At 69.9% G+C, this 16820-nt stretch carries 24 protein-coding genes; 8 read left to right on the top strand and 16 right to left on the bottom strand.

What is annotated here, in order from left to right; genetic code table 11:
- Positions 1-19: 19 nt before the first annotated feature.
- Positions 20-217, bottom strand: a complete 198-nt coding sequence (locus AB0I89_RS33350; protein ID WP_357134803.1) for a hypothetical protein — start codon at positions 215-217, stop codon at positions 20-22.
- Positions 218-459: 242 nt separating this feature from the next.
- Positions 460-864, bottom strand: a complete 405-nt coding sequence (locus AB0I89_RS33355) for a hypothetical protein (RefSeq protein WP_357134804.1) — start codon at positions 862-864, stop codon at positions 460-462.
- A gap of 161 nt (positions 865-1025) precedes the next feature.
- Between AB0I89_RS33355 and AB0I89_RS33360 the strand changes: the two genes are divergently transcribed.
- On the top strand, positions 1026-1319 hold the full coding sequence (locus AB0I89_RS33360) for a hypothetical protein (protein WP_279520442.1): 294 nt from the start codon (positions 1026-1028) through the stop codon (positions 1317-1319).
- A gap of 119 nt (positions 1320-1438) precedes the next feature.
- On the opposite strand, the gene AB0I89_RS33365 is transcribed toward AB0I89_RS33360, so the two are convergent.
- The 14 genes from AB0I89_RS33365 to AB0I89_RS33430 all read right to left on the bottom strand — a co-directional run bounded on the left by AB0I89_RS33365 (position 1439) and on the right by AB0I89_RS33430 (position 10725).
- Positions 1439-2272 carry a hypothetical protein gene (locus AB0I89_RS33365; RefSeq protein WP_357134806.1) on the bottom strand — a complete coding sequence of 278 codons (834 nt, stop codon included), beginning with the start codon at positions 2270-2272 and terminating at the stop codon, positions 1439-1441.
- Positions 2273-2397: 125 nt separating this feature from the next.
- On the bottom strand, positions 2398-3078 hold the full coding sequence (locus AB0I89_RS33370; RefSeq protein WP_357134808.1) for an NUDIX domain-containing protein: 681 nt from the start codon (positions 3076-3078) through the stop codon (positions 2398-2400).
- Between the two features lie 25 nt (positions 3079-3103).
- Entirely contained in the window at positions 3104-3322 is a 219-nt protein-coding gene (locus AB0I89_RS33375; RefSeq protein ID WP_357134809.1) for a hypothetical protein, read from the bottom strand.
- A gap of 87 nt (positions 3323-3409) precedes the next feature.
- Entirely contained in the window at positions 3410-3889 is a 480-nt protein-coding gene (locus tag AB0I89_RS33380; RefSeq protein ID WP_279520446.1) for a DUF3307 domain-containing protein, read from the bottom strand.
- Between the two features lie 81 nt (positions 3890-3970).
- The gene (locus AB0I89_RS33385) at positions 3971-4609 is read right to left on the bottom strand and encodes a hypothetical protein (protein WP_357134811.1); all 639 of its coding nucleotides are present in this window, start codon (positions 4607-4609) and stop codon (positions 3971-3973) included.
- A gap of 152 nt (positions 4610-4761) precedes the next feature.
- A complete protein-coding gene (locus AB0I89_RS33390; protein ID WP_357134813.1) occupies positions 4762-4974 on the bottom strand; it encodes a hypothetical protein in 213 nt (70 codons plus the stop codon).
- Positions 4975-5061: 87 nt separating this feature from the next.
- Positions 5062-6996, bottom strand: coding sequence for a DUF87 domain-containing protein (locus AB0I89_RS33395; protein WP_357134815.1), 1935 nt, complete (start codon positions 6994-6996; stop codon positions 5062-5064).
- Positions 6997-7071: 75 nt separating this feature from the next.
- Positions 7072-7251: a hypothetical protein gene (locus AB0I89_RS33400; RefSeq protein ID WP_357134817.1), complete on the bottom strand. Its 180-nt coding sequence runs from the start codon at positions 7249-7251 to the stop codon at positions 7072-7074.
- A gap of 2 nt (positions 7252-7253) precedes the next feature.
- Positions 7254-7589 (bottom strand): hypothetical protein, encoded by a 336-nt coding sequence (locus AB0I89_RS33405; protein WP_357134819.1) that lies wholly within the window; start codon positions 7587-7589, stop codon positions 7254-7256.
- Between the two features lie 23 nt (positions 7590-7612).
- Entirely contained in the window at positions 7613-7876 is a 264-nt protein-coding gene (locus tag AB0I89_RS33410; RefSeq protein WP_357134821.1) for a hypothetical protein, read from the bottom strand.
- Positions 7873-8394, bottom strand: coding sequence for a hypothetical protein (locus tag AB0I89_RS33415; protein WP_357134823.1), 522 nt, complete (start codon positions 8392-8394; stop codon positions 7873-7875). Before AB0I89_RS33415 ends, AB0I89_RS33410 begins: the two co-directional genes overlap by 4 nt.
- Before the next feature lie 175 nt (positions 8395-8569).
- Positions 8570-9070: a single-stranded DNA-binding protein gene (gene ssb / locus AB0I89_RS33420; protein ID WP_357134825.1), complete on the bottom strand. Its 501-nt coding sequence runs from the start codon at positions 9068-9070 to the stop codon at positions 8570-8572.
- 24 nt (positions 9071-9094) lie between these two features.
- Entirely contained in the window at positions 9095-10483 is a 1389-nt protein-coding gene (locus AB0I89_RS33425; RefSeq protein ID WP_357134827.1) for a hypothetical protein, read from the bottom strand.
- A gap of 26 nt (positions 10484-10509) precedes the next feature.
- Entirely contained in the window at positions 10510-10725 is a 216-nt protein-coding gene (locus AB0I89_RS33430) for a hypothetical protein (protein ID WP_357134829.1), read from the bottom strand.
- A gap of 127 nt (positions 10726-10852) precedes the next feature.
- Here AB0I89_RS33430 and AB0I89_RS33435 point away from each other — a divergent pair, with 127 nt between their 5' ends.
- The 7 genes from AB0I89_RS33435 to AB0I89_RS33465 all read left to right on the top strand — a co-directional run bounded on the left by AB0I89_RS33435 (position 10853) and on the right by AB0I89_RS33465 (position 16508).
- A complete protein-coding gene (locus AB0I89_RS33435; RefSeq protein WP_357134831.1) occupies positions 10853-11029 on the top strand; it encodes a hypothetical protein in 177 nt (58 codons plus the stop codon).
- A gap of 41 nt (positions 11030-11070) precedes the next feature.
- Entirely contained in the window at positions 11071-11355 is a 285-nt protein-coding gene (locus AB0I89_RS33440; RefSeq protein WP_357134833.1) for a hypothetical protein, read from the top strand.
- 35 nt (positions 11356-11390) lie between these two features.
- Positions 11391-11603, top strand: a complete 213-nt coding sequence (locus AB0I89_RS33445; RefSeq protein ID WP_357134835.1) for a hypothetical protein — start codon at positions 11391-11393, stop codon at positions 11601-11603.
- Between the two features lie 29 nt (positions 11604-11632).
- Entirely contained in the window at positions 11633-12034 is a 402-nt protein-coding gene (locus AB0I89_RS33450) for a hypothetical protein (RefSeq protein WP_357134837.1), read from the top strand.
- A gap of 265 nt (positions 12035-12299) precedes the next feature.
- Complete coding sequence (locus AB0I89_RS33455; RefSeq protein ID WP_357134839.1) at positions 12300-15386, top strand: DUF927 domain-containing protein; 3087 nt, start codon at positions 12300-12302, stop codon at positions 15384-15386.
- A complete protein-coding gene (locus AB0I89_RS33460) occupies positions 15383-15916 on the top strand; it encodes a hypothetical protein (RefSeq protein WP_357134841.1) in 534 nt (177 codons plus the stop codon). Before AB0I89_RS33455 ends, AB0I89_RS33460 begins: the two co-directional genes overlap by 4 nt.
- Positions 15917-15941: 25 nt before the next feature.
- Positions 15942-16508, top strand: coding sequence for a hypothetical protein (locus AB0I89_RS33465; protein ID WP_357134843.1), 567 nt, complete (start codon positions 15942-15944; stop codon positions 16506-16508).
- Positions 16509-16820 lie beyond the last annotated feature (312 nt).

Raw genomic sequence — 16820 nt, forward strand, 5'->3', positions numbered from 1 at the left:
GGGTGCGAGGCGGTGCGGGTCAGCCGAACAGGTTGAACAGGATGAAGCGGTGAGCGGCGAACACCTCGCCCCGATAGGTGGCGGCCAGGTGGTCGCGCCTGCCCTCCGGGCGGCTGCTCGCGCGCCTCCGGCGGCGAAAAACCCTTGCGGCGTAACGGTTTTCGTCAATTGCAATTGCTGCATCCCTTATTTCATAAGGGATTTTGGGACTGTCCACATCAGAAACCCTTGTGTAGCAACGGTTCTAGAGCATGGCATTGATAGGGTCCTTTGATATTGCGGTTCTTGGTCAATCGTCAAGCTCGAAACCTGTTGCGCTGCAAGGGTTTCCGCTCCGCTGCAACCCTAAAATCCTTGTGGCATAAGGCTTTCACGGATGCATCATCACGGAAACCGTTGTGGCGTAAGGGATTCAGGCACGCGTCATCTCGAAAACCGTTGTGGCGTAAGGGTTTCCGGTCAGTCGCAGCGTAGGTGTGTGCCGCACAGCTCGGGTACGTCCGCCTGGCACAGCTTCCACCCGGCCCGGAGTCCGCCGTAACGCTCTGTGCGGAAGGTCCACCGGTGCGCGCTGCCGACCATGGTGAGCGGGTCACCCGGGGCGCTGAACATCAGGTAGACCTCCGCAGTGACCTCGGCCCGGTCGCCGGTGACCTGCTCGCGCCAGTCTCGGGAACCGACCTTCACCGCGTTACCCCGCCCGTGGCGCTCGATGGTCTTGCGCAGCTCGGCAGCCTGCCGCCGGAGCGCGTCGAACTGGTCCGGGCAGAGGTACCCGCCCGGGGGCGGGTTGCCGTAGCTCAGGGCCACCACCCACCCGTCTGCCGCCGCTATCGCGCTTCCTGCCCCTCGGTCTGCCGCCACGGTGCCCCGCACCACCACAGCGGCTACAGCGGCCCCCATGGCCAGCACAACCGCCCCAACGATGCCGGCCACGATCGCAAGGCGGACCCTCCCCGGTCGCATCATGATCCGAGAGTGCCACGGGCCACGGGGACGCGGTGCCCCTCGATACGGTCGGGGCCATGACGACCGAACCGACCCCGTTGCGGGACAACGGGCCATTCGCCACCCCCGACCAGGCGCGGGCGCAGCTCGCCGCAACCACCCACGGCATCCCGCCGGGCTCGGTCGAGCCTCACGACCTGGCCGCCATGCCCATCCGGGAAGCGCTCATGTTGACCCGGGTCGAGCTGACCGACTTCGAGCGTGCCCAGGTGGCCGCGTTGGGTCGGGTGCTCGACCCGGAAGCGTGCCAGGTGATCGCGGGATGGGTCTTGCGTTCCTACCTGAATTCGCCGCAGCGATCGAGGAACTGAGTTCGCACCCTTCCTTTTCCGGAGATCCGGCCAGGGGCATCTATAGGTTGTGGCGCGTGCATTGCACGCGCCATTTCCGTATTCCTGCCGGCAATTCGTGCGTGACGCACAACGTCAATTCAGGGCAGCGGTGGGTACGACCGGAACGGCACCCCGTGCTGCGCGGCCTGTGACCGGATCGAGTGCGCGTGACCTTGGCAGGCAGGCAGGTAGGCGGTCGGGGTGAGCAGCACCCGGTACGGGGCGGCCAGGCCGCACAGCCCGGACCGGTTGACCACCCAGAACGGGCAGTCTCCCGGGTCGACCGGTGACACGTAGTCGCGCTGACCCATGGCGGCCAACAGGCGGATCGTGTCGGGGCCGATCGCGTAGGGGCTGCCGGGGGGCGGGCCAGTAGTCAGACCTGCAAGAGCCGTTGCGGGTGCCGCTGGCGGTCGGGCGACCGGGGCCGGGCGGGTGCTCGGCAGGGTGCTCGGACGGGTCAGGTCAGCGACCAGGCCGGCCAGGGTGGACAGCGCGGGGAGGTAGCCGGCGACCGGCGCGGGGGCCGGGCGGGGCCGGGCGACCCGGGGGCGGGGTGCTCGGGCCGGGCGGGGTGCGGCAGCTCGGGCGGCCCGATCCTCGGCGGCCAGCTCGGCGCGGACCTGGCGGCGGATCTCGGCCGGGGACTCGACCACCGGGGCGGTCAGCGGCACCCACACCGACCGGCCGCACTGGCTACAGGGCACCGCGCTCTGCCGGGGTCGGCGGGTGGCCCAGGTGTGACCGCAGTGCCGACAGGTGACCTCGCGGTGTGGGCGGTCCGCCAGGGGTACGGCGGTGGTGGGGTCGGCGGGTACGTAGTGCTGCACCCCGCACTGCCGGCAGGTGGCCGAGCGGCCGATAGCCAGGGTGCTCCACCGGTATCCGCACTCGGGGCACCTGGTGGGTTTGGTCGGTCTACGTTGCGCCATTCCATGATTATCCCCCACCCGCATCTATAGGTACGGGAGTGGTGCGGGGTGATTCCGGCACCGGTGCACCACGTGGTGCACCCCGCCACACCGGGTGCGGTGGGCGGGGTGCGAGGCGGTGCGGGTCAGCCGAACAGGTTGAACAGGATGAAGCGGTGAGCGGCGAACACCTCGCCCCGATAGGTGGCGGCCAGGTGGTCGACCAGGGCGGCGTACGTGTCGGCCGGCACCCACTCGGCGCGGCGGGCATCGTCGGCACCGACCAGGGTCGGGAGGTCAGACCGGGTGCGGATGGCGAGCGAGGCCAGGGCGGGGACGGTGACCATCCACGCCTCATCGCTGGCGCGCGGGTCGGGCACGACCTGAGCCGGCATGGACTGCCAGGTCACCCCATCTTCCGGGTAGAGCAACAGGCCGGTTTCCTCGCCCAACTCGCGGACCGCAGCGGCGGCCGGAGTCTCGCCCGGGTCGACGTGGCCGCCGGGCAGCGCCCACCCGTGATCGTCGTCGCGCTCGACCATGGCGACCCAGCGGCGGCCGGTCGGGTCGGTGGCGATCACCACGGCGTCCGCGCACAGGGCCTCGCCCCAGTGCCCCAGCTCGTTCCGGCCGTACCGGATGCCGGTCGGGTCGGTCGGTGCGACCGGGCGACCGTTGACCACCTCGAACGGGATCGCGGCGCGGGCCTGGCGCTCGGCCCAGTCGATGCGGGTCGGGTCCATCTCGGGATCGGCCCAGCTCGCGCCGGAGGCGATGCCGGCCAGGACGCTCGGGTGCGTGTAGGTGTGGGGCAGGGTGCGGTTCATGGTGCGGTTCCTTCCGGGGGTCGGGTTAACGCCGGTCCTTCTTGCCCTTGCTCTTGCTCTTGCCGATGGCGACCGCGCCGTCACCGATCGCGCACGCGCCCCGAACGGTGATGTTGCCCGTCTTGACGCCCTTGGTGGCGCGGCCCCGGTCGAGCGTCCAGTGACCGCAGGTGCACTTGCCGAGCGCACCGGTGCTGTCGACGCTGACCGAGCCGCAGGGCTTGCCGCACGCCTCGCAGTTCATGGGGATCTACCTCTCTGGTCGGGTCCGGTCCGGTCGGGCCGCCTCCGCGCGGGCACCCGGTGATGGGCGGGTGCCCCACGGGGGCGGTCAGGCCGCGATCAGAGCGGCGACCAGCAACCACCCGATGTGCCACGACTGGTCAAGGGCGTACGCGCCGGTGCCGATCGAGGGGTTGTCGTCGTGGCCGGGGCGGGGCGCACCGAGTGCGTAGAACTTCCCGGAACCGGTGCGGTCGGCCAGCCAGCGCAGCGGGGCGCGGCGGTCAGCGATCCAGTGCGAGACGGCCGAGACGGTCAGCGCGAGCGCGAGCCGGTACGGGTCGAGATCCAGGCCGCACCGCCACGCCACCACCAGTACGGCACCGAGTGCGGTTGCGGTGTAGGTGAGCACGTGGGCGGTGCAGTGCCAGCGCGAGCGCCACACCGAACAGTGCGGGTGTGCCGCACCAGGGGGCAGCGAGTCGCACCCCTTGTGGTCGGCCTGGTGCTGGGTCTGCACCCAGTGGTCCGCGATGGTGTGAGCGGCGAACAGGGCGGCGAACAGAGCGGCGAACGTGGCGGCGGTCATGATGGGGGTGCTCCTGTCGTGGGAGTGGTGAGCGGCCCCGGATTGCTGCCAGGCGGACGGGGCCGCTCGCGCGTGTGCGGGTCAGGCGGCGGGGGTGGTGCGGGTCGGTGCGGTGCGGGTGCGCTCGACCCGCACCACCTGAACCTCAGCGGCCCGGAACGTCCAGCACGAGCCGGCGGACTGCCGGATGGTCACCGTGTGCTCGGGGTCGGAACTGATCAGCGTTTCCAGCTCGGCCGCCTGGTCGCCGCTCAACCGGTCGAGCTGCACCGTGTGGTCCTCACCGGTTTCCGGGTGCCGCACGGTCACGCTGGCGGACCAGTCGGCGCGGATGAAGTCGGCAAGGGTGCCATCGGCCCAGCGCTCCCAGGTGGACGGCTGCGCGGCGGTCAGCTTGTCGCGCCGGTACTGCGCGGTGCCCTTGGGAACGTCCATGGCCAGGGCCAGATCCCCGTACGAGCCACCGGCGGCGGCGTGGGCGCGGATCAGCGCGTCACGGATGCCCTGCAACCGGGGGGTAAGCCGGTGCTCGGTGTCGTTGATCAGGTTGTGCCAGTCGTTGGCGGTCATCACCTGGTCGCCGTCCCGAAGTCGGGCCATGGCGATCAATGCCGAGCTGAACCAATCGAGCATCATCATGCCGTCCGCACCCAGGGTGCGGCCGTAGCTGGCGGGCACGTTCAGGGTGAGCGAGCCATCGGGGTTGGTGCGCAGCTCCATCGTGATTCCTCTCGTCCGTACTGACTTCCGTACGAATGAGCGTATGGGTTTCCATACGAAGATCACAAGGGGTTGCCGTGTCAGGCGGCCGACAGCAAGCGGCCCGCACCTCCCGGTGTGGGAGCGGTGCGGGCCGGTGCGGCTACGCTGCGTCAGGCTTGCGGGGGTCGAATCGCGTTGCCGATCATCATCGGAAAGCGGGGGCGCTGCCACCAGGGAAGCGCATTCAACGCGTCATTCACGCGCGAATTCAGATCAGACCACTCGGGGGTTTCGTCGTGCATTCCCTCGCGTATTTGCTGATCGGTCATGTCGTCCAGGGCGGCGACCAGGCCGCGCGCCCGGTGCCAGTTCGTCCAGTCCATTTCTCGCCTCTCTCGGGGGAGGGGGACGGCGCGCGGTCGGGGTGGTTTCCCGGGGCCGCGCGCCGTCCATTTCCGGTCGGCTTGTCGTCACTTCTTGAATTCGGCCCGCTTGCTTTCCGTCTCTACCCACTCGATCAGGTCACCGACCCGGTAGGTGTCGGCCAGACCCTTTTTCCCGGACGTGGGCGGGGCGAATTCCGGGTTGTTCTTCCGCACCCGCTGTAGGCGCTTCTTAGCGGCGTCGAACTGGCCGGGAACAATACCCGCGTTGACCGCTTCCCGAAGCGTCAGAAGGGCGTTCAGCGGGTCGGCCGGGGTGTCCCCGGTCGGGTGGCCGGTCCCCGGGACCGAGCCGGGACTTACCTGATCATCCCCGGGGCGAGCGTAGAGCGGGGACACGGGGACACCTGGGCTGTTTTCCAGGTCGATCGGGCGGCCAACGGTGGCAATCGCGCGGGCTTCCTCCGGTTCCAGATAGGCCACCTGAACCTCTGTCGCGTTGCCCGCAACCACGATTTGCCACCGGCCGAGCACCCCCGACCGGCGGGGCATCGGGCATTCGGGAGCCAGCATTTTCCAGTTGTTCGCCGTGTACCGGGCGAGCGCCCGGATACCGAAGTTCTCCCGCGATTCCGGGCCGCCGGTCGTGTTCGCCGTGAGCATTTGTGCCACGCCGAACAGGTGCACCTTTGCCGACCGGCCCATGAACATGATGTTTCGGAACGCCTGGATAGCCGGGGAGGTCTTCGGGTCTTCCTTTCCGCGCAGTTCTTCCCAGTACGCCTTAAGCTGCGCAACCGTCGCGTTCATTTCCTCGAAAATGACCAGCACCCGATCCCCGGGGTTCCAGTCTTCCGGCTGGGTCAGGGCCTCCCGGTTGCGGTCGTCGGCCAGGCCGCTCGTGCCGATCAGGGCCGAGTGCATGTCCTGGACCTCGGTGCAGTAGGTGACTCCCGGTAGTCCCAGTGCCCAGCGGTGCGACCCCTTGCGGTCGATGATCAGCACTCGACCGCCACGGGAGAGCACCTGCACCCCGATCAGCATGGCGAGCACGCTCTTTCCCGCACCCGATCCGGCCGAGCACGCGAGGTGTGGGGAGTCGCTGTTGAGGCTGACGACGTACGGCCGGCCACCGGCCCGCAGCCCGAGTAGGAATTCGTCGTCCTTGAGCGCGTCCAGGTACGGCTCGATCTCGGTGAAGCCGACCGAGCGCGGGGGGCGCTCGCGCACCGTCCACATGCCCACGGCGTGCGTGCCCACCTGGTCCCACGACTCGACCAGATCACCGAGCGGGAGCTTTGCGGTGATGGTCTGTCGGATGATCTTTTGCAGCTCGGGCGTGACGTACCCGGCTACCTCGATCTCGACCCGGGCCGGCTTGGCGTGGGTCGGGCGGCGGAAGTAGTCCAGCCGGCGGCGGGCCGCCAGGGCCGGGCGGGTGTCGGCCGCCCACCACCGCAGTTTCATCAGCCGGTCGGGCACGTAGCGGACGCCGGGCTCGACGTGCTCGCCGTACCAGCGGCGTAGCGCGATCTCGGCCGGGCTCATCGGACCGACCAGGCGGGCCGCCAGGCCGGCCAGCTCGGGCGAGACGGTCAGCCACTGCTCGGGCCGGGTGTGCTCGGGGATGCGCAGCACCGGGGCCAGGGCGGCGGCCAGGGGCTGCGTGTAGACCTTGCGGAACTTGCGGGTCTTGAGCTGGCGGCGGCCCCGGATGGCGGCCCTGGCGGCCACGGTGGCGGCCACGGTGCCGGCCCCGGCTTGGGTCAGGGTCGGCTCGGTGACGTAGCTGTAGGCCGCTGCGGCGGCCCCGGTCGGGGTGCCGAGCCGGAACGCCTGGCGCTGCCACCCGGGGCGGTACATCCACCGGCGGGCGCGGCGGTACGGGGGGAGCACCTCGGTTCCCCGGTGGAGGTAGGTGGCGTCCGTACGCGGCTTGCCGTCCATCGGTCGGCCGGCCAGGAACCGGTACACCAGGCGCGGCACGGTGTGCTGTCGAGCGATCTTGATCCGGTGGGACATGATGTGCACCTCTCGCTGAGTCGGGAGAGCGGGGCCGGTCCGGGCTGAATCGAGGCCGGCCCCGCGCGGGGGGATCTACCTCCGGGGCTTGCGGACCTCGAACGTGTCCGAGGAGCCGCGCTGCAACTTCTGCCGCTTGGCGATCACGGCGGCGCGTGCCTGGTCGGCGGTGCCGGGCAGGCTGACCGAACGGGTCTTGCCGGTCTGGCCGGAACGGCGGAACGCCTGGTAACCGGTGTCGGTGCTGTCGCTCATGGTCAGTTCCTCTCGCGGTTGGCCAGCTCGGCCGAGATGCCGAGGTGGACGGGCTGTCCGTAGTTGTCGATGCAGTAGCCGGAGTGCCGGCTGCCGGCGCGCACGATCTCCAACCGCATCCAGCCGGAGCGGTCGAACAGGTCGACCAGGGCGGCGATCACCTGGTCGCGGTCCATCTCGACCGGCGCGGGCTCGGCCGCGATCCGGTCCAGCTCGGCGGCCAGGTGCGGCAGGCCGGCGGCCCGGATCTCGTTGCGCAGCTCGGCGTGCCGGGCGGGGTCGGTGGTAGCGATCAGGTCTGCCTCGATGTCGGCCAGGGGCCGGGAGTTGCGTCCCATAGAAATGATCCTCTCTCGGATTGTCACCACAGGGTGACCTCTGCGTATCCGTCCGGCATGGACGGGCGCTTTTGGGGGCGCGGGTCGCGGGGGCCGAGGTCGGGCCGCTTCCGCTTGATGTTGCGCTCGTCCGTCTCGATGCGGTCACCGTCCACAGCGACCGTGATCCGGTAGCCCGACACCCGGACCACCTCGCACAGCGGCATCCGGTAGGCCGCGCTCGGGGCGGTCGGCAGGGTCGGCACCAGGTAGACGTACTCCCCTTCCTTGATCGGCTCGACGGTCATCGGGCACCCGCCCGGGTGGTCGACCAGGCGGCCGAGCTGGCGGCGGGGTGGTTGGTGACGGCGGCGGCCGGCGCGGTCCGGCGGGGTGCGCCGACCTTCACGCGGACCCGGCGCGGGGGCAGTGCGGCCGGCGCGGTGCGGGGCCGGCGGCGGTCGTGGGCGACCAGGGCGGCGACCGCCAGGCCGCCCGTGGCGAGCGCCAGGCACGCGGCGGTCAGTCGCCAGTCGGCCAGGGCGGCGGCCCCGATCGCGGTGGCCAGGCATCGGGCGGTGGCCCGCACGTGGCGGGCGTAGCGGGCGCGACGCTGGCGGCTCGGGCGCATGACCGTGCCGGAGTGCCAGCGCCAGGCGTAGACCGTGCCGACCGCCAGGGCGGCGGCCAGGGCCGGCAGGGCGCGGCGGCCGAGCCGGTAGCCGAGCACGACCAGGGCGACCAGGACGCGGCCGGGGCCGGGGATCTTCTCTCCGACCGGAGTCCGGCGGGGCCGGCAGCTCCCGTCACAGGTGACGTGACACATGGGTCAGCCCTCCCGACCGGCCGTAGCCGGAACGCTCGGGAGGAACGGCGGGTATGCCAAAATCCTCATGATCGGTTCCGTTCCTTGAGGAAGGGTGCGGGGTCCGGTTGTGCGCCGCGTGAGCGGCTGAGCCGGCCGCCGGGAGCTGCGAACTCCTGGCGGCCGGTGCCGTTGGCTAGAAGGGCGGTTCCTCGTCGTCGTGCCGGCGGCGGGCGGCCCCGGCGGGGGCCGGGGAGGTCGGGCGGGTGCGGGACGCGGTGGCCCACGGGTCATCGGCCGGGCCGGTGCCGTTGGCGCGGCTGGCCTTGCTGACCTTGGCGGTGGCCCACGTCAGTTCGGGGCCGGCGGCGTCCACGTCGAGCACCATGCGCGAGCGCTTCTCGCCGGCAGCGCCACCGTTGCGGCCGTCCGTCTCCCACCGCTCGGTACGCAGGGTGCCGGTCACGATGACTCGCGCGCCCTGGCTGACGCTCTCCGCGATGTTCTCGGCGAGCTGCCGCCACGCGGTGCAGTCGAGAAAGGTCGGCTCACCGTCGATCCACTTGCCCGACTCCCGGTCGAGCTTGCGGGGGGTGTGCGCCACGGTGAACTTGACCACGGCCACGCCGGCGGGAGTGAACCGCAGCTCGGGATCGCGGACCAGGTTGCCGGTGATGGTGAACGGGAGGTTGTTCATGGTCGGACTTCCTTTCGGGTTGGACTACTCGGACGGGACGGCGCGCAGGTCGGGGCGGGTGCCGTTGACCGGCGTCATGGGCAGATCCGCCAACAGGGCGGTGGTCAGCTCGGCGGACGTGTCCGCCAGCTCGGCCGGGGGGACCGTGCGGGGCCGGCGCGGCCGGCGCGGGGCCGAGCTGGCCGGCGCGGCCGGCGCGGCGGTCGGGGTGTCGGTGGCCGCCTCCGGGGTCGGCGCGATGGCGCGGGGCCGGCGCTGGCGGACCGGCGCGGCCGGTGCGGGCTCGGGGGTCGGGTCGGGGGTCGGCGCGGCCGGCAGGGCCGGCGGGGTGCTCGCGGCCGGCAGGGCGGCGACCGGGGCGGGCACCTGGCGGCGAGCCTTGTAGACCAGGGACTCACTCACCCGGACGCCGGTGGCAGCCAGGTAGTCGACCACGCGGGACGCGGGCACCTCACCAAGGGCGGTGTGTGCGTAGTGGATCGCGGCCGTCTTGCTGACCGTGGCCAGGTCGACCGGGGCACCGCCGGACACCGGAGCGTCATCGTCGGCCAGGTCGTCCACGTCGACCGGGGCCGGGGCCGGAGTCGGGGCGGCGGCCAGGGCGGCAGGCTTGCCGGTGGCGTGTGCGCCGATCCGGTCGGCGGTCAGCTCACCGGCCAGGATGGCGGTCAGTCCGTCGTAATCGGCGTTGTCTGCCAGGTTGGCGGCGACCTTGCCCAGGTCGTACGTGTTGACCGCGATGGTGGCCATGTTCGACCCGGCAGCCTTGCCGATCTTCTTGCGCAGCTCGGCCGAGATCGCGGCGGTGCGCCGCTCGGCGGCCAGCTCGGCGTACGCGGCCCCGATGCTGGCGAGCATCCCGAGGCGCGCGGTGGTCGGCTCGGTGCCTTCCGGCTGACCCTCGATCTCGGTCATCCGCTGTTCGGCGTTGAGCTGCGCCAGGCGGCGGGCGCGGCGGGTAATCCCGGGGTGCCGGACCCACTGGACGATGCCGTAGACCGGCGGGGTGTCGGCCAACTTGCCCTTGCTGCGCAGCGAATCGCGCCGTTGAGCGGCCGAGTCGATCAGGTAGACCAAGTAGCCGAGCGCGCTGAATCCGGCGAAGAATGCCGCCTGGTATTGCTGGTGCAGCTCGGGGCCATAGTGGCCGAACCAGTTGATCGCAACGGCACCGGTCGCCACGGCGGCGGACAGGAACCGGGCCGGGAGAGCGGACTCACCGAGGTTGCGGCGGCGGTCCGCGTGGATCGACAGCACCACGCCACCCAGCTCGGCCGCACCGACCGCAGCGATGGCGGCGGGCAGCACCCACTGCAACCACTCGGCGGCGGACGTGCTGGCACCGGTGATGGACACGGCCACCACCACGACGTAAAGCGCGATGGTGGGGCGCTGCCGAATTGCGGCGCCCACTTTCTTGATCATGGGACGACTCATGGTCAGTCCGCCTTTCGGGTCGGTCCGGTGATCCCGAGCGCGGTCGCGGTGGCGGTCGCATCGTCGGCCAGGTGAGCCGTGGCGATCCGGACGGCCAGGCGGAGCGCATCGGTCATCGTCACGCGCTGGCCGAGCGTGCCGGTTGCGGCAGCGGCGAAGCTGCGCAGCTCGTCACGTGCGCCGTGCGAGACGTTGATCGCGGTGTACTCGGATGCCACGGTGGCCTCTCTCTCGGGTTGGGGTGGACCTGTCCCACGCTACTGATCAATTTCTGTAGTGTCTAGGACAATGTTGTAAGTTGTTGTAAGATTCTCGCACGGCAGCCACAGGAAGCGAGGTAACGACATGGCGCGAATGACCATCAAGATCGCTCTGGACCTGGATCTACGGGACTACCGAGCCGAGTACGGGGAGTCGACCCTGACCTTGGATGAGATCCGAAACCTGATCGCGTCGGACATCCTGGACGCGCTCCGGGCAGGCCCGTACTCCTCGGCCCTTCGAGAGGTGGCGGCAAAGTGAGGGCACTACCGCTGTTCGGAGAGTTGATCCTTCATGGACGGGTGCCAGGGGTTCCGCCGGTCACGCTGCGGCCCCTGATCCCGACCGCCGGGGCCGGCCCGGTCACCCTGCCGGTCGTGTACTGCTCGGGGTGCTCGACCCAGCTCGTGCGGCACTGGTATGCGGCCGACGTCGAGCAGGGCGGCCCGGTCCGCCTGGTCTGTCTGTTCTGCGTGGCGACCGAGCCGGGCGCGGTGCACCCGCTGACCTCGGACTCGGCCGATTGGCTGCCGTCTGCGGTTGCCCGGCGTGGCGGGGTGGACACGGCACCGTCCACCGGAGAATGATCACCGGCAATCGGTACCACGAAAGGCGGTCAGTGATGGCGCACACTCGGCGTCCCACGTCCCTCCGGCTCGATCTCGTGATGGTCGAGCGGGCACGCGAGCGTGCCGGGCTGCCATCTGACGCGCCGGTCGGCGCGGTGGTCCGGTACGCCCTGGCCGAGCTGGCCGGGGCTGACACCGTGGCCGCGCTCGACTCCACCCCGGGCCGAGGTGCCTTGTCCTACCGGGAGCGGGTGCGCGCGGCATGACTAGTCGTCGGGTGGCTCGGGCAGCTCGGATGCGTGCGCGCGTCCGGGCCGCTCGCCGTCACCCGGCGGCCCGTGCCCGGCTGCTCTACCGGTGGCAGATGCAACGGCTCATGTCGTTCGGGGTGGTCATGGTCAGGGCCGGATGCGGCACGGTGGCGCACTGGCTCTGCGCGTTCACCCTGGCGACCGTTGCGAAGTTCTCCCCGGGCTCGATCCCCGTTCCGACCCAGCGGCGGGATTGGCTCGGTGTCCGCCTGGCGGTGGCCGCCGCGCTGGCGACCATGGCTGCCGCGTGCGTGGCCGCCTGGTCGATGGCTGCGGTTGCCGAGCTGCGGATTCTCCACCCGACCGACACGCGGCCGGTGGCAACACCGGTCAGGGGTCCGGGTCTGGCGTCACGTCTGGCCCGGCTCGGTAGGTACGCCATGTGACCTGCAAAAAGCTTCGGGCCGGACGCCTAGGAACGTCCGACCCGAGGTGTAGCCACACCAACCGTGCAAGGAAGGCAAGAGCTGTGCATCACGATAACCGACGCTGCGCGCGTAGGGGCGATCAAGGGCGGCAGGAATGACTGCCGCCGCGCCACGCCAGCGATCCAGTACGCCGAGTAACGGCAGGAATGCCGAACCGGCCAACGGCAGGAATGCCGACGTTCTGACCCTGCCGGGCTCGGCCCCGCTACCGGGTGACCGGTGGGTGCCAGGCAGCTCGGCCCCGTTGCGCTACACCATCGGGCAAGGTGTCTGGCGCGAAGACAAGCCGCTGTTGCGGTGGTGCCCGCGCGTCACCCGGCACCTGGTGACCTACTCGCCCCGGGGCGAGGTGACCAGCCGGCGCGTCACCATCGAGGTCGGCGGGGTAACCGCCACCGTGTCCACCCGCGATGTTGCAGACGGCTCGGTGTGGGCCGACCGGTTCCCCGGTGCCGCCGGTGTGGCCGGGCGGGAGGCGCGAGACGCGCTGACCAACATCGTCGACGACCAGGCGGCCCGACTGCCGTTGACTCCGCTGCACCCCCGGTGGGATGGCGGGGTGCTGGTCCTGCCGCCCGATGACGTGCTCCCGGCGGGGTACGGGGTGACCGCCGGTCGGCCGTCCGACTTCCGGACGATCCTGCGGGAGGTGGCCCGGTCGCCCCGGGCCGCCCTGGTGGTCGGGTGCGCGGTCGGTGGGCTCTACGTCGACCCGTTGGGCCGGCAGAGCTACACCGTGCACCTGGCAGGCCGGTCGAGCGCGGGGAAGACCACCACCGCGCGGGCCGCTGCGGCCGTGTTCGGTGACCCCCGGCACATCGTCAAGCGGTGGGACGTGACCGCCAACGGGCTCGGTGCCTGGCTGCGGGACATGGCGTGCCTGACCGGGTTCCGGGATGAACTCGGGGCCGCAAAGTTCCGGGTTCAGGATCTTGAGTCGGTCATCTTCCGCGCCATGGAAGGGGCCGCCCGGGACGTGAGCGACCGGGAAGGCCGGCTACGCGAGACGCGCGGGAGCTGGCACGGTGCCCTGATCTCGACCGGCAACGAAACGATCGTGGAGCGGGTACCAAACGAGGGGATCGCGGCCCGGGTGGTCGAGCTGCAAGGGGCGCTGACCCTCTCGGCAGAGCACGCCAACCGGCTCGACGCGGCGATCTCGGCCGGGCACGGTCACGGCCTGGCGGCGATCGTCGGGCGGGCGCTGGCACCGGACGCGTTCAGCGAATGGGCCGACCAGGCCGGCGGCAAGCTGGACATGCCCGATGGCGGTCCGGGTCGACGGCTCGGGCAGCACATCTCCATGGGCGTTGCCGGCGCGCGGTTGCTCGGGGAGCTGTTCGACGTGCCCGAGCTGGCGGCGGCGGCGGCCGAGGGGGCCGGCGGGGTGCTGGCCGACCAGCTGGCCGGACTGGCCGAGCGAGGTAGCGACCCGGGGGAGCGGTTGTTGATGGCCGTGGCGGGCGCGATGGCGGCCGACCCGGGCAGCTTCCCGACCCGCACCGCGTACGAGCGGATGTGCATGGAGGCTGTCCAGTTCGGGCGGCCGGGGCCGCGCGTGCTCGGGTGGGACCTGGACGGAGACACCCTGCCCGGTGACGTAGCCGTGATCACTACGAAGCTGGCCGCGATCAGCGACCCTGCGGGGATCGATGATCCGGGAATCGCGCTGCGGGAGCTGCGCAAGGCTGGCGGGTTGCTCGCGGCCAAGGATGGCCGGAACCTCGCGCGCCTGGTCAAGGTCGGGGGCAAGCCGGTCCGGTCGTACGTGTTCGCCGGAGTCCACCCGAGCGAGGTTGAGGCGGCACCCGATGGGCCGGTAACGACTCCGGTAACGACACCGGTAACGACACCGGTAACGACCTCTGACCAGGGCGGTAACGACAGTAACGACCTTTTCGGGGATTCAGTCGTATGTGTGCGCGAGGGGGGGCCGGGGCCGGGGGGGCCGGGTGGTCCGGGCTCGGACGGGCCGTGCTCGGTGTGCCAACGGCCCGGGGAGTGGTGCGGGTTTGGCGAGGTGGCCGAGGATCGGTTGCCGTGCCTGGTGTGCGCAGAGCCGACCCGGGTCCGCTCTGCCTGCGGTGCGCCACGCACCAACCTGTGCCGACCGACTGAGAGCGCCCAGGAAGCCCCGGAGGCGTCCGGGGTGGTCGGAGGTACCCCACGGGGGCCGATCGGGCCACAGCGGGCCGCACAGCCGGTTAAGCGGGGTAGCTCGGTCGAGCTGGACACCCCGGAGGAACGGGCCGACTGGACGCGGGCAGCGTTGAAGGTGCTCGACGGGGCCGAGCTGCCGGCCGAGCTGGCGGCGGCGAGCCTGGCCGTGTGGCACGAGGTGACCGGCGGTCTGCGGTGGACCGGGTGGGCCGGAGACACGGCCGTGTCCGCCCTGGCCTGGCTGGACGGTCGGCGGGGTGCGACAGCGCGGGGCGAGGCTGCGGCCGAGGTGGAGTTGCCCGAGCTGGCCGAGCTGGCGGAAGACCTCGTGTTGCACCTGGACTACGTGGACGGCCGCCAGGTGCCCGAGGTCGGGCAGACCTTGATCGGGCTGGACGTGTTCGGACAGTTCCTCGCGGCGGCCCCGATCACGCTCGGGACCGGGGCACCGGTGCGGCTCAACCGACCCCGGTCGCTGGACGCGCTCACCAAGGCCCCGGGGTACGTCCGCCTGGCCGAGTCGATCGACCACCCGCACCCCGCGTGGTCGACCAGGCTGCGGGCCGGGCAGGTGCTCCCGATGCCGTACGTGGATTTCCTGATCAAGCGCGGGGCCGAGGTTCAGGCAGAAGAGGCCCTGATCTGGACGGCCGGCAACCACCGGCCGCACCTGGCCATGTGGGCCAAGTTGTTCCGGACCGCGTGGTACGCCCTGGCGGACCGCACCGATCAGCCGGCAGTGCTGGCGTTCAAGGTGCTCAAGTCGGTGTATGCCACGTTCATCGGTGGGTGGATGCGCAGCGACAAGAACACCACCCGGACCATGCGGCGAGACTGGTCGGATCACATCATCGCGGAATCGTGGGTGCGTGCATTTGTGGCGCTGGAAAAGGCCGAGCAGAATGGCCGGACCGCGCTCGGAATGCGGCGAGACTCCGCATGGTTCCTCTCGGATTCCGGGCTGGAATTGCCGGAGGGAATCACGGTCTGGACTAAGGACAACGACATTCCTAAGAAGCTCGGTAAATGGAAGTTGGACCGGTGGGCCGAGGTGGACACGGCGATTGTCGAGGGTCACGCCACGGGTAGCCCGGACATGCTCAACAGGGCCATTAAGAACGCTCACGAGACGCGGGAGGCGGGGCTGTGAACTTCGGAGAATCGCGGGAGAGCGCGGGGCGGCCCCGTGGCTGGCAGGAGTCGGTACGAGCGGTTCAGGCCGCCCACCAGGGCAAGGGTGAGGCGTCGAAATACCTAATGGACACCTACGGGGTCAGTCGGCGGACCGCTCAGAAGTGGCTCAAGGGCGACCAGGCACCGAGCGAGCGAGGCGGCCGGCGGGACGCGGTGCGGGGCGACAAGCGGGCAGCTCGGAAGATTGCAGCCGACCAAATGCGGTCAGCCAAGGTCGCTGCGGTCGGCAAGGTTCAGGTGGTCAGCAAGAGCAATCAGAAACCGGCAGGGTCACGCAATGTCGGGGTGGTCACCATCGATCCACAGTCGCGGCGACTGCTCAACGAGGCTGCCGCGTTGCTGGAATCCGGCATGGATGACCAGGCGGCACAGAAAGCCAGTGACGCAATCATGAACGCATACGGCCGGAGCAAGGGTGACAACGGCCAGGTTGCCGGGGCGCTGGAAATTGGCGAGTGGTCCGGGCTACTCGACTTCATGGAATAGGAGGGCAGTCGCCTTGACTGACCAAGTGAGAGACGGACTCCCCACGGCGGAAGAAATTCGACAGGCGTGCAAGCTTCTCCAAATTCCGCTTGACGAAAAGCACATGGGTATCGAATCGATGACTGGCGAGCGGCAGGTTACCGCACTGCTGGCAGTGCTGGCCGCGTGGGTCAATTGCTATCAGACGGTCAACGATTACAACCACGATCGCCTAAGTCTCGATGAGGTTAGGATGCTGGTCGCGTCCGCTGAATCGGAAGTGTGGCCATTCGTAGAGGGCGAGGAATCGCTAACCGCGATAGCGGCCATGAATTCGGCACTGTGGCGCATTCAATGGGCAGCGCTCACCATTCAAGAGATCGGGCGCTCTCCACACGCTCTCAATCCCTCCGAAGGAATAGCCGCTTTGCTGCGGGCTGCGGGCTGCCTAATCACGGAATGGCGCGAAGCACACGGGCAACCCGGATTCATTCTTGACGGTCACACATTCTCCACCAGTAAAGGAGAATACGCATTGCAGGCTAGGCGCGAAATACGCACAGCCCAGGATGTAATTACACGAATTGTTGGCCCACCTAAAAAGCGGAAGTAATCGAATTCGATAAACGGCAAAGATTGGTTCTGGCGAAATTGCCGGAACCAATCTTTGCATTTCCGGCCGGTGGGTCAACGTCAAAAGACATCATCGATGTATTGAGCTAGAACCGTTGCAGCGTAAGGGATTCGACAGTGGACATTCCCGAAAACCGTTGCGGCATAAGGGATTCAGCGAGCGCGCGAGGTGGATTCCCTTGCTCCGCAAGGGATTCAGTCGCCGCCGGAGGCGCGCGAGCAGCCGCCCGGAGGGCAGGCGCGCCGCGATAACCATGCGCCGACTCGGCCGCACCGCCGTGGTGGTCGAACC

Origin of the sequence: Micromonospora sp. NPDC049801 (assembly GCF_040656575.1) — a bacterium.
Lineage (GTDB): Bacteria > Actinomycetota > Actinomycetes > Mycobacteriales > Micromonosporaceae > Micromonospora.

Bases quoted from the DNA above. Each gene is read 5' to 3' on its own strand.
- AB0I89_RS33435 (WP_357134831.1), top strand. From the start codon at position 10,853: ATGGCGCGAATGACCATCAAGATCGCTCTGGACCTGGATCTACGGGAC.
- AB0I89_RS33450 (WP_357134837.1), top strand. From the start codon at position 11,633: ATGCGTGCGCGCGTCCGGGCCGCTCGCCGTCACCCGGCGGCCCGTGCC.
- ssb (WP_357134825.1), bottom strand. From the start codon at position 9,070: ATGAACAACCTCCCGTTCACCATCACCGGCAACCTGGTCCGCGATCCC.
- AB0I89_RS33365 (WP_357134806.1), bottom strand. From the start codon at position 2,272: ATGGCGCAACGTAGACCGACCAAACCCACCAGGTGCCCCGAGTGCGGA.
- AB0I89_RS33400 (WP_357134817.1), bottom strand. From the start codon at position 7,251: ATGAGCGACAGCACCGACACCGGTTACCAGGCGTTCCGCCGTTCCGGC.
- AB0I89_RS33445 (WP_357134835.1), top strand. From the start codon at position 11,391: ATGGCGCACACTCGGCGTCCCACGTCCCTCCGGCTCGATCTCGTGATG.
- AB0I89_RS33370 (WP_357134808.1), bottom strand. From the start codon at position 3,078: ATGAACCGCACCCTGCCCCACACCTACACGCACCCGAGCGTCCTGGCC.
- AB0I89_RS33385 (WP_357134811.1), bottom strand. From the start codon at position 4,609: ATGGAGCTGCGCACCAACCCCGATGGCTCGCTCACCCTGAACGTGCCC.
- AB0I89_RS33415 (WP_357134823.1), bottom strand. From the start codon at position 8,394: ATGTGTCACGTCACCTGTGACGGGAGCTGCCGGCCCCGCCGGACTCCG.
- AB0I89_RS33380 (WP_279520446.1), bottom strand. From the start codon at position 3,889: ATGACCGCCGCCACGTTCGCCGCTCTGTTCGCCGCCCTGTTCGCCGCT.
- AB0I89_RS33360 (WP_279520442.1), top strand. From the start codon at position 1,026: ATGACGACCGAACCGACCCCGTTGCGGGACAACGGGCCATTCGCCACC.
- AB0I89_RS33390 (WP_357134813.1), bottom strand. From the start codon at position 4,974: ATGGACTGGACGAACTGGCACCGGGCGCGCGGCCTGGTCGCCGCCCTG.
- AB0I89_RS33405 (WP_357134819.1), bottom strand. From the start codon at position 7,589: ATGGGACGCAACTCCCGGCCCCTGGCCGACATCGAGGCAGACCTGATC.
- AB0I89_RS33410 (WP_357134821.1), bottom strand. From the start codon at position 7,876: ATGACCGTCGAGCCGATCAAGGAAGGGGAGTACGTCTACCTGGTGCCG.
- AB0I89_RS33395 (WP_357134815.1), bottom strand. From the start codon at position 6,996: ATGTCCCACCGGATCAAGATCGCTCGACAGCACACCGTGCCGCGCCTG.
- AB0I89_RS33375 (WP_357134809.1), bottom strand. From the start codon at position 3,322: ATGAACTGCGAGGCGTGCGGCAAGCCCTGCGGCTCGGTCAGCGTCGAC.